The organism is Stenotrophomonas sp. Steno-Z10-HUANG, from assembly GCF_056393075.1.
In genome coordinates this window covers 71,058-83,930 of the sequence record NZ_JBWJPA010000005.1, presented here as the reverse complement: position 1 = coordinate 83,930, position 12,873 = coordinate 71,058, and the positions used below count along the sequence as shown (strand labels likewise).

Here is a 12,873-nt window from a genome sequence, read left to right as displayed (position 1 = left end):
GTTCTTCGGTTCAGAGCACGGCGGCAAGGGCCGCCACCAGCGCCAGCGCGGTGACGGAGATGAGGGTTTCCAGCACGGTCCAGGTCTTGAAGGTCTGGGCCACGGACATGTTGAAGTATTCCTTGACCAGCCAGAAGCCGCCGTCGTTGACGTGCGACAGCACCACCGAGCCGGCGCCGGTGGCCAGCACCAGCAGTTCCGGGTGCGGGTAGCCCAGCGCGGCGGCGATCGGGGCGACGATGCCCGAGGCGGTGGTCATCGCCACCGTCGCCGAACCGGTGGCGATGCGCATCAGCGCGGCCATGGTCCAGCCCATCAGCAGCGGCGACAGCTGGAACTGGCGCGACAGGTCGATGATCTGGCTGGCCACGCCGGTATGCACCAGGATGCCGTTGAGGCCGCCGCCGGCGCCGACCAGCAGGGTGATGGCGGCAGTCGGCGCCAGGCACTCCTGCGAGAACCTGAGGATCTGCTCGCGGTTGAAGCCGCGCATCCGTCCCAGGGTGACGAAGCTCAGCAGCGTGGCCAGCAGCAGCGCCACCACCGAGTGGCCGATGAAGCGCAGGCCGTGGTTGAGCGCCGAGCCCGGCGTGGCGATCTGGTCGGCCCAGCCGCCCAGCAGCATCAGCACCACCGGCAGCAGCACGGTGGCGAGGGTGATGCCGAAGCCGGGCAGCTGGTCGTCGGGAATGCGGCCGTGGCCCTCGTCCAGCAGCGCGGCCTCCATCGGGTTGTGCGCCGGCAGCGCCACCCGCGGCGCCACCACCCTGGCGAACACCGGCCCGGCCAGCGCCGCGGTCGGCAGCCCGACCAGCAGCGCATAGAACACGGTGCGGCCCACGTCCGCGCCATAGGCGTGCACGGCCAGCATCGCTGCCGGATGCGGCGGCACCAGCCCATGCACCACCGACAGCCCGGCCACCATCGGCAGGCCGACCAGCAGCAGCGGCACGCCAGTGCGGCGGGCCACGTTGAGCGCGATCGGGATCAGCAGCACGAAGCCGACCTCGAAGAAGATCGGCAGGCCGATGCAGAAGGCGATCAGCATCATCGCCCAGTGCACGTTGCCGGGCCCGAAGCGCGCGATCAGCGTGCGCGCGATGCGCTCGGCGCCGCCGGATTCGGCCATCATCTTGCCGAGCATGGTGCCCAGCGCCACGATCAGCGCGATGTGGCCCAGGGTCTTGCCAACGCCCTGTTCGTAGGCGGGCAGGATTTCCGGCGCCGGCATGCCGGCCAGCAGTGCCAGCCCGATCGAGACCAGGGTGACGCTGATGAAGGGATTGAGCCGGTAACGGGCGATCAGCACGATCAGCGCGACGATCGCCAGCACGGCGTAGATCAGCAGCAGGTGTCCATGGCTCATGCGTGTCGGTCCGGCGCCGGCTCAGAACTGCGTGGTGACGGCATCGACCACCACGTGGTCGTCGTCGACCACCAACAGGTGGCGCCACTTGTCGAAGGTCAGGCAGGGGTGGGAGATGTCGAAGCACAGCATGTCGCCCACGCGCAGGTCGTCGTCGGGCCGTACCTGCAGGAACGCGTGCTGGTCCATCATCGCCGTCACCTGCCAGTGCGCGGCCGCGTCGCCGGGCATGGCATCGCCGGGCCGGTAATGCAGCGCCGGCACCGGGAAGCCTGCATCGAACGCGGCATCGCGCTTGCCCAGCCCGACGATGGCCTTGTCCGGCTCCGGCCGCGACTGCACGTAGGCCCACAGCCGCAGCGCCGGGCGCAGGCTCGTGCCCATCCGTCGCGCGACCGGGTTGCTGGCCTGGATGCGGGCGGCGGCCTGGCGGTAGGCGCCGACGTCATGGGTGAGGTAACAGCCCGGGCGCAGCACGATCTCGGCCGCGGCGTCGGCGGACAGCGTTGCGAACTCCTCGGCGACCACGTCGAACCACGCCGAACCGGCGCCGGTCAGCAGCGCCGGCACGCGGCCGAAGGCACGGCCGTCGCGCAGGCGCTGGAAGGTCTCCACGCTGCGGCGCAGGACCGCGCGCACGCCGGCCTCGTCGCCGGCCACGCCTTCGTAGACCTCCACGCCGGCCAGCCGCAGCGCCCGCGGCCAGCGTGCGACGGCCGCGGCCACCGCCTGCGCCTGCACCTCGTCGCGCACACCGGTGCGGCCGCCGGCAATGCCGATTTCCAGCAGCACGTCCAGGCGCAGCCCGCGGGCGTCGAACCAGCGCCCCAATGCGTCGGCGTTGGCGGCCGAATCGACCAGGCAGAACACCTCGGTGTCGCCGGTTTCCAGCAGGCCGGCGATGAGCGCCATGTTGGCCGGGCCGACCAGCTGGTTGGCGATCAGGATGCGGCGTGCGCCGGCGTGCCAGGCCTCGCGTGCCTGCGGTGCGGTGGCCACGGTGATGCCCCAGGCGCCGGCGTCGAGCTGCAGCCGGAACAGTTCCGGGCTCATCGTGGTCTTGCCGTGCGGCGCCAGCTGCACGCCGTAGGCGGCAACGAAGCGACGCATCCATTCCAGGTTGTGCCGCAGCGCCGAACGCAGCAGGACCGCGGCGGGCAGGCTCACCTGCTCGTGCAGGATGGACCACCCCTGTTGCCCGGCCGTGGTGGCCGGCAGCATGCCTCCGTTGCCACCCAGGCCCTTGCCCCGGAGCATGGCCGGCATGTCCTGAAATTGTTTTTTATCCATTCCGGATCACTTTGATGATGTCCCCATGTTCCCCGCTGGAGAGCGTTCTATGTAGCAGATAACCGGCGCAATGAAAAATATTTTCGTGAAATGTTGCGAAGCAGCATCCCAAATCGGGCGCCGGGTCCTGAATGCAGTCCCCGATGAAACGGTTCATGTCGTCGCCGAGTCGCTAGAATCGGGCATTCAGCCACAGCAAGTCCCGTCGATGTCCAAAGAAGATTTCAAGCAGGCCGCCCTCGACTACCACCGCATGTCGCCGCCGGGGAAGATCCGGGTCGCCGCCACCAAGCCGATGCTCACCCAGCGCGACCTGTCGCTGGCGTACTCGCCGGGCGTGGCCTATGCCTGCGAAGCGATCGTCGCCGACCCGGCCGCCGCCAGCGAGCTGACCGCGCGCGGCAACCTGGTCGCGGTGATCTCCAACGGCACCGCCGTGCTGGGCCTCGGCAACATCGGCCCGCTGGCCGGCAAGCCGGTGATGGAAGGCAAGGGCGTGCTGTTCCAGAAGTTCGCCGGCATCGACGTGTTCGACATCGAGGTCGACGAGAACGACCCGGACAAGCTGGTCGACATCATCGCCTCGCTGGAACCGACCTTCGGTGGCATCAACCTGGAGGACATCAAGGCGCCGGAGTGCTTCGTGGTCGAGCGCAAGCTGCGCGAGCGCATGAACATCCCGGTGTTCCATGACGACCAGCACGGCACCGCGATCATCGTCGGCGCGGCCATCCTCAACGCGCTGGACATCACCGGCAAGAAGATCGGCGAGGTCAAGGTCGCCACCACCGGCATGGGCGCGGCCGGCATTTCCTGCGTGAACATGCTGGTGGAGCTGGGCGTCAAGCCGGAAAACGTGCTGGCCTTCGACCGCGACGGCGTGATCTACGCCGGGCGCGAAGGGCTGGACCCGGAGAAGGCGCGCTATGCGCGCGACACCGACAAGCGCACCCTGGCCGAGATCGTCGAGGGCGCGGACATCTTCTTGGGCCTGTCGGCCCCGGGCATCCTCACCGCCGAGATGGTCAAGACCATGGCGCCGGACCCGGTGATCTTCGCGCTGGCCAACCCGACCCCGGAGATCATGCCGGAGGTGGCGCGTGCGGCGCGCCCGGACGCCATCATCGGCACCGGCCGTTCGGACTACCCGAACCAGGTCAACAACGCGCTGTGCTTCCCGTACCTGTTCCGCGGCGCGCTCGACGTCGGCGCCACCGGTATCAACGAGGAAATGAAGGTCGCCTGCGTGCGTGCCATCGCCGCGCTGGCGCGCAAGGAGGCGTCCGACCTCGGCGCAGCCTACGGCGGCGACACCCCCAGCTTCGGCCGCGACTACCTGATCCCGCGCCCGTTCGACCGCCGCCTGCTGGTGGAACTGTCCTCGGCGGTGGCGCAGGCGGCGATGGATTCGGGCGTGGCCACGCGGCCGATCGCCGACATGGCCGCCTACCGGCAGAAGCTGGCGCAGTTCGTCTATCGCACCAGCCTGTTCATGAAGCCGGTCTACGACCAGGCGCGCGCCGACAAGCAGCGCGTGGTCTATGCCGAGGGCGAGGAGGAAGTGGTGCTGCGCGCGGTGCAGAACGTGATCGACGAGGGCGTGGCCTTCCCGATCCTGATCGGCCGCCCGGACGTGATCGAATCGCGCATCGAGCGGCTGGGCCTGCGCATGAAGCCGGGCGTGGATTTCGAGATCACCAACATCAACGATGATCCGCGCTTCAACGAGTACTGGCAGTACTACCACGGCCTCACCGGCCGCCGCGGCGTCACCGTGGCCGCGGCCAAGAACCTGCTGCGCTCGCGCCCGACCCTGATCGCCGCGGTGATGGTGGCGCGCGGCGAGGCCGACGCCATGCTCAGCGGCGTGGTCGGCCGCTTCCACAAGAAGCTCGGCTACGTGCGCAGCGTGATCCCGCTGGAGCCGCGGGTCAGTTCGACCTCGGCGATGACCGGGGTGATCAACTCGCAGGGCGTGTTCTTCTTCGTCGATACCCACGTGCAGGAAGACCCCAGCGTGGAGCAGATCGTCGAATCCACGCTGCAGGCGGCCTACCGCATGAAGCTGTTCGGCATCGAGCCGAAGGTGGCGCTGCTGTCGCACTCCAACTTCGGCAGCCATGATTCCAAGGACGCGCTGAAGATGCGCCAGGTGCGCGAGCAGCTGCTCAAGCGCAACCCGCGGTTGAACGTGGACGGCGAGATGCAGGGCGACACCGCGTGGGACGAGGCGCTGCGCGAGAAGCTGCTGCCCAACAGCACGCTCAAGGGCCGCGCCAACCTGTTCGTGTTGCCCAACCTGGAGGCGGCCAACATCGCCTACAACCTGGTGCGGGTGTTCACCGACGGCGTGGCGATCGGCCCGATCCTGATGGGCATCTCCAAGCCGGTCCACATCCTCACCAGCAGCGCCAGTTCGCGCCGCGTGCTGAACATGACCGCCATCGCCGCGGTCGATGCGCAGATCCGCAAGCAGATGGAAGCCGAACGCGGCACCTGAGCGGCGTCGCCCCGGTATCCACGACAAGGCCGGCGCATGCCGGCCTTGTCGCATCCGTGGCACCGGGTGCGGCTGCCGGCAGCGCCGGCGCCGGGTCAGGCGATGATGCCCAGTACCACCGCGCGTACCGCCGCGGCGGTGCGGTTGCCGACGTCGAGCTTGGTCATGGCGTTGTTGAGATGGAAGTTGACCGTGCGCTCGGTGATGTTGAAGCGGGCGGCGATCTGGCGGTTGGTGTGGCCCTCGGCGACCCAGCGCAGGATCTCGATCTCGCGCTCGCTCATCGCCTCGCGCGAGGTCGCGCGCCAGCGCGCCAGCATTTCCCGCGCCAGGCCGTGGTGGGCCACCTGGCCCAGCCACAGCAGCTGCGGCCACCGCGCCTGCAGTTCCTGCGCATCCAGGCCATCGCCGCCGCGGGTCACGGTCAACATGCCGCGCACGCTGTTGGCGGCCAGGGCCGGCAGCGACACCCCGCAGGTGATGTCGTGCAGGCGTGCGTCCTCCCAGAAGCCGGCGGCCGGATCGAACGGATCCTCGCCATTGGCCCAGGCGAACGGATCCAGCGAGGTGGCGCCCCGGCGGACCGTGGGGTCGACCGACAGGTAGTCGTTGTCCTGGTAGCGCTTCTGCCAGGCTTCCGGGTAATCGTTGAGCATCACGATTTCCGGCTGCGCCAGCGGTAGTGGCGCGCGCATCCCATAGGCACAGTGCTCGAAGCCCAGCGCGCGCACCATTCCGGCGATGGTGCCGAACAGGTCGTCCTGCCCCCCGGGTGCCAGCAGCGCATTGAGTTGGTCTTCCCGCCACGCCTCCATTTCCGCCCTCGATGAAATCGTGATCCCGGCCGGTGGCCACTGTCAGCACTGACAGTTTCCCGTGCCCGCGACCTGCCTCTAGATTGGCGGATCCCACTGCCCGGCGCGGCGTACCGCCGCCTGCACTGCCATAGGCCGCATCATAGTGACGGACGACGACGGTTACATCCGCCTATCGCGGCGGGCCCTGGGCCAGATCCGGCTCGTTCACCTGGTATCGGGGCTGGACCCGGAAGCGGACAGTACCGGCGCGGGCGCGGTCCATACCGACATCAGCGGCTACACCGAATGGGCCACCACCTCGGTGCCGGCCGTCTCGATCGGCTGGGACTGGCACATCGACACACTGGCCCGGCCGCTGTCCGCCGCCTGCCGGGACGCGCCGCGCAGCAACGTGATGCTGGTCGATGAGCAGGGGCGGGACATCGGCGCGCAGCATACCGCGCGCTGCCTGAAGCAACTGGTCGATGCGCTGGAATGGAAGCCGGTGGTGCTCGACGCCATCGGATTCCGCTGACGCACCGCGCGGCAGACGCTCCCGATGCGCTGTATCGCACGCCCGCGCGGCCGCGCCTGGCCCCCTTGGCGACCTGTCAATCCTGACAGTTATCACGCCATTGCTGCATTGCAAGACTCGTCCCCGTCCTTCAGCAACCGGGGTGCGGGTCATGGAATTCATCCTCGCCAGCGCGGGCGATCTGCCGCCACTGCTCACGCAGGCACTGGGCCGCTACCGCCACCGGGTCTTCGTTGAAACCCTGGGCTGGCAGCTGGATACGCCGCCGGGTATCGAGCGCGACCGCTTCGACCGGCCCGAGACCGTGCACGTGATCGTCCGCGACGACCAGCTCGACATCGTCGGTTACGCGCGCCTGCTGCCGACCACCGGTCCGTATCTGCTGGGGGAGATGTTCCCGCAGCTGATGAACGGCCAGCCGCCGCCCTGCTCGGACGACGTGTGGGAGCTGTCGCGCTTCGCGGTGATGGACCTGCGTGGCGCGCGTACCGGCGTCTGCCCCCAGCGCCCGTCGGCATTGGCGGTGGACATCCTGCAGCTGGCGGCCGACTACGTGGAACGCCGCGGCGGCAAGCGGCTGATCACCGTTTCGCCGCTGGCGATGGAGCGGTTGCTGCGGCGGACCGGCTTTCATGTCCACCGTGCCGCGCCGCCGCAGATGATCGAAGGCCACCCGACCTTCGCCTGCTGGATCGAACTGGCGGGGCGGCCGCCGTGGACGCCGGGGGAACGCGCCGGACCTGTCAATTCTGACAGTTACGGGAAACGGACATCTCGGGTGAAATCCACGTGAGGCCGGAGTGCCTTCGGGAGCCGTGACAATGGGCGCGTCCTCCCGGCCGGCGTGGAACGCCATGCGGAGGGAACAGGGAGGTTGCAGGCGGGCGCGGCCCCGCTTCGTGCGCGTCCGGCGCGCCCCTCCGCGTTCTTTCATATCGGGAGAAGGGGCATGTTCAAGAAGATTCCGGAGCACGATGCCAGGCGCGGCGTCTCCGATTCGTTGCGGATGCAGTTCCTGGCCGGTCTGTTCGTCGGTGCCGTCGTCGGCATCGGTGTCGGGGGATTGCTCGGCATCCTGGCCTGAACCGGGCGTCCGTCGACGGCACCAGGCGGACCACACCCGCACCGCGGTCAGGGTCCACTCCCGGGCGGTGGCCAATGCCGCGGCACGCGGCCGGGGCCCGTGCGCCGCGGCGCGGCGACAGCGCGGTGAGAGCGACGGTGCGGGCCACGGCGACTCCCCGCCGTCGCGACGGCTGCCGGATCACCCCGGACGGGCGCGCGGGGCCGGCAGTCGAAAACAGTGGCGCCGGGCAGGGCACCTGGTCATGTCCGGCGAGGTCCATGCCTTGCCTGCGCTGCTAGAATTGGCCGGTCCCGGTTTTCCTGTGTGAATGACGCCATGAGCCATACCGCCGCCGCGCCCGCCAACGCCGAGAAGCGCTACAACGTGCACCGTGCCGACCTGCCGTTGAGCTGCCCGACGCCGGAAATGGCGCTGTGGAACTCGCATCCGCGGGTTTACCTGCCGATCGAGAACGAGCCCAACGGCGAAGCCGCCTGCCCGTACTGCGGCGCGGTATTCGTGCTGGTCGACTGAACGCCCGCATGCGCCGCCTGACCGTGGTGCAGCTGCTGCCGGCGCTGCACTCCGGCGGCGTCGAGCGCTCGACCCTAGAGGTCGCCCAGGCGCTGGTGGCGGCAGGGCACCGCGCCATCGTGGTCTCGGCCGGTGGCCGCCTGGTGCCGCCGCTGCTGGACAGCGGCGCCGAACACCTGGCGCTGGACATCGGCCGCAAGTCGTTGCTGACCCTGCGCCACGTGGTGGCGCTGCGGCGGCTGTTCGCCGAAACCGGTGCCGATATCGTGCACGCGCGCTCGCGTCTGCCGGCATGGCTGGGCTGGCATGCGCTGCGCGGTCTGCCGCGGGAACGGCGCCCGCACTGGGTCACGACCATGCACGGGCTCAACTCGCCGGGCCGCTACAGCGCCATCATGGCCACTGGCGAGCGAGTGATCTGCGTGTCCAACACCGTGGGCGACTACCTGCTGGCGCATTACCCGGCGACCGACCCGCAGCGCCTGCGGGTGATCCCGCGCGGCGTGGACCCGGCGCAGTTCCCGCAGGTGGCGGCGTCCGACCGGCGCCCGCGGCAGGCGGTGGATGCGCTGTACCCGTCGCTGGCCGGTGACGGGCCGCTGTTGCTGTTGCCGGGCCGTGGCACCCGCCTCAAGGGGCATGCGCACGCACTGCACCTGCTGGCCGCACTGCGGCGGCAGGGGCTGGCGGCACGGTTGTGGATGCCCGGCGCGCGCGAGCCGGGGCGCGAGGCGTACGTGCGCGAACTCGAGCAGCAGGCCGCGGCGCTGGGCATCGCCGACGCGGTCGCCATCACCGAGCCGACCCCCCGGATCGCGCAGGCCTATGCGGCCAGCGACCTGGTGTTGCAGCTGTCGGACAAGCCCGAGGCATTCGGCCGCACCGTGCTCGAAGCGCTGGCGGTGGGCCGCCCGGTGCTGGGCTGGGACCACGGCGGGGTCGGCGAACTGCTCGCCGAACTACAGCCCAGCGGGGCGGTGCCGCCGGGTGACGCCACGGCACTGGCGGCGCGCGCGCTGGAGCTGCTGCGGCATCCGCCGTCGCTGCCGCGGCGCCTCCCCTACACCCTGCGGGCCATGCAGCGCGCGACGCTGGACGTCTATGGCGAACTCATCGGCTGAATCCTCCGTGCCGTCCGCGACGTTGCCGATGCGGTGGGCCCCGGCCTGGGTGATCGCCTGCGTTGCGGCGTGGCCGGCGCCGGGCATCGCCGAAGCGCTGCTGTCGCTGGGCGCGCTGGTCACCGTGGGAACCCTGCTGTGGCGTCGCTTCACCGGTGACGGCCGCACCCTGCTCAGCGTTCCGGCCTGGGCGCTGACATGCACGCTGTTCCTGGCCTACTGGCTGCCGCAGCTGGTCTCGGCGGTGGATGCCGACGATCCCGGCCGTGCCTGGGGCCGGGTGGCGGCCGGGCTGCGGTACCTGCCTTTCATGTGGCTGGTGGCCATCGCCGTGGCGACCGACGCCCGGCGCCGGGTCACGTTCACCGGATTGGGCGTGGTCGTCGCGCTATGGGTGGGCGATGCGCTGGTGCAGGCGCTGGTCGGCAGCAGTCCGCTGTTCTGGTCGATGGACCAGGTGAAATGGCTGGCCAGCGGGCATGGCCTGTGCAGCGCGGCGGAAGCGGCGCAGGCGGACCGGCTCAGCGGCGTGTTCGGGCCGTGCAACCTCAAGTTCGGGCAGGTGCTCGCCAGCCTGACGCCGTTCGCGCTGTTCGCCGCGGCCGCGCGCTGGGGGCGCTGGGGCTGGCTGCTGGTGGCGGTGCCGACCGGGGTGGTGATCGTGCTCGCCGGTTCGCGCGCGTCCTGGATCACCTATGCGCTGGTGCTGCTGTTCTCCGGCTGGCGGCTGCTGGGCAGGAAGGGCATGGCCCTGGTGCTGCTGTCCGGGGTGCTTGGCGCGGCACTGCTGGCGGGGCTGTCCACCCAGGTGCGCGAGCGCGTGGCCCGCACCACCCTGGCCTTGACCGGCGATGCCGCCGGAATGGATGCGGCGTTGTCCGGGCGCGGCCAGATCTGGTCCGCGGCGCTGTGCATGGTGCGCGCCCATCCGCTCAACGGGGTGGGCGCGCGCGAGTTCCGCAACGCGTTCCCGCAGTGCGATCCGGCGCACGGGCAATACGCTGCCTGGGGGGCGGGCCCGGCGCTGCATGCGCACCAGCTGGTGCTCGAGATACTGGCCGAAACCGGCGTGCTGGGCCTGTTGCTGTGGCTGGCCGGTGCGGCAATGGCGTGGCGCGCGTGGCGCTACGCCGGCGAGGAGGCGCGGGCCCGTGCGCGTCCGGCGACGCTGGCGCTGGCGGTGACCGTGTTCCCGTTCAACACCCACCTGGCGTTCTACTCGGCGTTCTGGGGGGGCGCGACCCTGCTGCTGGCCGCGTTGTTCGTAGGCGCGCTGCTCGCGTACCCGCCGCCGGCGGCCGTAGGCGGCGATCAGTCGCGCTGGTAGAAGCGGCTGCGTCCTTCCGGCTGGCGCTTGAAGCGGCGGTGGATCCACAGGTACTGGGCCGGCGCTTCGCGCACCATCTGCTCGATGGCGGCGTTGACGCGCGCCGTGTCGGCGACCGCGTCGCCGGTCGGGAAGTCCGCCAGCGGCGGCGCGATCTTCAGCACGTAGTGCCCGCCTTCGCGGCGGTGGAAGAAGGGCACCACGGCACAGCCGGTCATGCGCGCGAACTGGTGGGTCGCGGTGATGGTGGAGGCCGGCACCCCGAAGAACGGCACGAACACCGACTCCTTGCCGCGCATGTCCTGGTCGGGCGCGTACCACAGCAGGCCGCCTTTCTTGAGGTGGCGCACGGTGGCACGGATGTCCTCGTTGGCGAACATCGCGCTGGCGTAGCGAAGGCGCCCATGCTTGACCGCCCATTCCATCACCGGGTCGCGGTAGCGCCGGTACATGCCGGCCAGCGGCACGTGGTCGCACAGCAGGCGCCCGCACATTTCCAGGGTCATGAAATGCCCCGACACCAGCAACACACCGCGGCCCTGCGCCCGCAGCGCCTGCAGGTGCTCCAGGCCCTCGATCCGCACCCGCGGGCGGATCGCGTCGATGCTGCCCCACCAGGCGCGGGCGAATTCGAAGATGCCCACGCCCAGCGCGTCGAAGCTGTCGCGCAGCAGTTGCCGGCGCCAGGCGTCGTCCTGCTCGGGAAAGCACAACCGGATGTTCACTTCGGCGGCATGCCGGCGGGTACCGGCCAGGTGCAGCGCCAGCCAGCCGATGCCGCGGCCGATCGCCCGCTGCAGCAGCCAGGGCAGGCGTGCGCCCAGCATGGCCAGCGCCAGCCAGGCGAACGTCGGCCAATGGCGCGGCTGCCACAGTGACGGGCGGGTGGCGGAGGTGGGGGTGTCGGACATGGGGGGATTCTAATGAGGAACCCGTGGATGGGAACCCGGAACCGGTGAAAGCAACAGCGGCGCAGGCTGGTTTCCACGCGTTTCCATCCACTAATTCCCCGCTCCTAGGTATCCTCGCCGCATGCGCAAGGATCCCGTCGAACTGTTGCTGCGGGGCCTGTACTCGGCCTTGCTGTACCTGCTGCTGCCCATCACCGTCTACCACCTGGTATGGCGTGGCTTCCGCGTGCGCGAGTACTTCAAGCGCTGGGACGAACGCTATGCGTCGTATCCGCAGAGCGGCCGCCGGCCCTGTGTCTGGCTGCACGCGGTCTCGGTGGGCGAGGTCAACGCCGCCGCGCCGGTGGTGGACGCGCTGCGCCGGCAGCGCCCGGACATCCGCTGGGTCATCACCACCATCACCCCGACCGGCTCGCAGCGGGTACGCGCGTTGTGGGGCGACGCGGTGGACCACGTCTACCTGCCCTATGACGTGCCCGGCAGCGCCGGCCGGTTCCTCGATCATTTCCGCCCGAGCCTGGCGCTGATCCTGGAAACCGAGCTGTGGCCGAACCTGCTGTTCGGCTGCCGCGATCGCCGGATCCCGGTCTACATCCTCAACGCGCGGCTGTCGGCACGCTCGTTGAAGGGCTACCGGCTGCTGCGGCCGCTGGTCGGGCGCGCGCTGCGCACGGTGACCTGCGTGGCCGCGCAGTCGCGCGAGGACGCGCGCCGTTTCGTCGTGCTCGGTGCCCGCCAGGAGCAGGTCTGCGCGCTGGGCAACCTGAAGTTCGACATCCATCCGCCGGATCCGGCGCCGCTGCTGGCCGCGTTCCACGCGCATGTGCCGGCAGGACGCGTGACCTGGATCGCCGCCAGTACCCACGAGGGCGAGGAGCAGCCGGTCATGGACCTGCACGCGCGGGTGCTGGAGCGCTATCCCGATGCGCTGCTGTTGTGGGCGCCACGGCATCCGGAGCGGTTCGCCAGGGTCGAGGCGTTGGCGCGCGGCCAGGGCTGGCGCGTGGCCACGCGCAGCGTCGAGCAGTGGCCCGCGGCCGATACCCAGGTGTTCGTGCTCAACACGCTGGGCGAACTGATGCCGTTCTTCGCCTGCGCGCAGGTGGCTTTCGTCGGGGGCAGCCTGCAGGCGATCGGCGGGCACAATCTGCTGGAGCCGGCGGCGATGGGCACGGCGGTGATCACCGGCCCGCACCTGCACAACTTCGCGGAGATCTCGCGGCGCATGAGCGAAGCCGGGGCGCTGAGCATCCGCGACGATGCCGCCCAGCTCGGCGACGAACTGCTGCGCCTGCTGGGCGACGCGGCGGCGCGCCAGCAGATGGTGCAGGCCGGCGCGGCGCTGGTGGCCAATGGCCGCGGCGCGCTGGAGCGGACCCTGGAACTGATCGGGCCGCGGCTGCCGGCACCGGAGTAGGGCGCCGGC

Annotated in this window: 12 protein-coding genes; 8 read left to right on the top strand and 4 right to left on the bottom strand. The window is 70.3% G+C overall.

What is annotated here, in order from left to right; translation table 11 throughout:
- Window positions 1–10 precede the first annotated feature (10 nt).
- Entirely contained in the window at window positions 11–1,366 is a 1,356-nt protein-coding gene (locus AC06E6_RS08700; protein ID WP_104938088.1) for a GntT/GntP/DsdX family permease, read from the bottom strand.
- Window positions 1,367–1,387: 21 nt separating this feature from the next.
- Window positions 1,388–2,623: an amino acid deaminase gene (locus AC06E6_RS08695; RefSeq protein WP_478060985.1), complete on the bottom strand. Its 1,236-nt coding sequence runs from the start codon at window positions 2,621–2,623 to the stop codon at window positions 1,388–1,390.
- A gap of 241 nt (window positions 2,624–2,864) precedes the next feature.
- On the opposite strand from AC06E6_RS08695, the gene AC06E6_RS08690 reads away from it, so the two are divergent.
- Window positions 2,865–5,156 (top strand): NADP-dependent malic enzyme, encoded by a 2,292-nt coding sequence (locus AC06E6_RS08690; protein ID WP_104938090.1) that lies wholly within the window; start codon window positions 2,865–2,867, stop codon window positions 5,154–5,156.
- Window positions 5,157–5,251: 95 nt separating this feature from the next.
- Here AC06E6_RS08690 and AC06E6_RS08685 read toward each other — a convergent pair whose 3' ends face one another.
- Complete coding sequence (locus AC06E6_RS08685; RefSeq protein WP_478060983.1) at window positions 5,252–5,971, bottom strand: autoinducer binding domain-containing protein; 720 nt, start codon at window positions 5,969–5,971, stop codon at window positions 5,252–5,254.
- A 145-nt stretch (window positions 5,972–6,116) separates the two neighbouring features.
- On the opposite strand from AC06E6_RS08685, the gene AC06E6_RS08680 reads away from it, so the two are divergent.
- From AC06E6_RS08680 to AC06E6_RS08655, 6 genes are all read left to right on the top strand, one after another.
- Entirely contained in the window at window positions 6,117–6,488 is a 372-nt protein-coding gene (locus tag AC06E6_RS08680) for a DUF4902 domain-containing protein (RefSeq protein WP_240213419.1), read from the top strand.
- 151 nt (window positions 6,489–6,639) lie between these two features.
- Window positions 6,640–7,281, top strand: coding sequence for an acyl-homoserine-lactone synthase (locus tag AC06E6_RS08675; RefSeq protein ID WP_240213418.1), 642 nt, complete (start codon window positions 6,640–6,642; stop codon window positions 7,279–7,281).
- Between the two features lie 156 nt (window positions 7,282–7,437).
- Window positions 7,438–7,572 (top strand): hypothetical protein, encoded by a 135-nt coding sequence (locus AC06E6_RS08670; protein WP_272953907.1) that lies wholly within the window; start codon window positions 7,438–7,440, stop codon window positions 7,570–7,572.
- 318 nt (window positions 7,573–7,890) lie between these two features.
- On the top strand, window positions 7,891–8,088 hold the full coding sequence (locus AC06E6_RS08665; protein ID WP_054663138.1) for a zinc-finger domain-containing protein: 198 nt from the start codon (window positions 7,891–7,893) through the stop codon (window positions 8,086–8,088).
- An 8-nt stretch (window positions 8,089–8,096) separates the two neighbouring features.
- A complete protein-coding gene (locus AC06E6_RS08660) occupies window positions 8,097–9,209 on the top strand; it encodes a glycosyltransferase (protein ID WP_240213417.1) in 1,113 nt (370 codons plus the stop codon).
- Entirely contained in the window at window positions 9,190–10,536 is a 1,347-nt protein-coding gene (locus tag AC06E6_RS08655; protein ID WP_240213416.1) for an O-antigen ligase family protein, read from the top strand. Before AC06E6_RS08660 ends, AC06E6_RS08655 begins: the two co-directional genes overlap by 20 nt.
- Here the strand turns inward: AC06E6_RS08655 and AC06E6_RS08650 are convergent.
- Window positions 10,521–11,447, bottom strand: a complete 927-nt coding sequence (locus AC06E6_RS08650; RefSeq protein WP_240213415.1) for an LpxL/LpxP family Kdo(2)-lipid IV(A) lauroyl/palmitoleoyl acyltransferase — start codon at window positions 11,445–11,447, stop codon at window positions 10,521–10,523. The genes AC06E6_RS08655 and AC06E6_RS08650 overlap by 16 nt on opposite strands.
- Before the next feature lie 121 nt (window positions 11,448–11,568).
- Between AC06E6_RS08650 and waaA the strand changes: the two genes are divergently transcribed.
- Window positions 11,569–12,864, top strand: a complete 1,296-nt coding sequence (gene waaA / locus AC06E6_RS08645; protein ID WP_161613258.1) for a lipid IV(A) 3-deoxy-D-manno-octulosonic acid transferase — start codon at window positions 11,569–11,571, stop codon at window positions 12,862–12,864.
- Window positions 12,865–12,873: the final 9 nt, after the last annotated feature.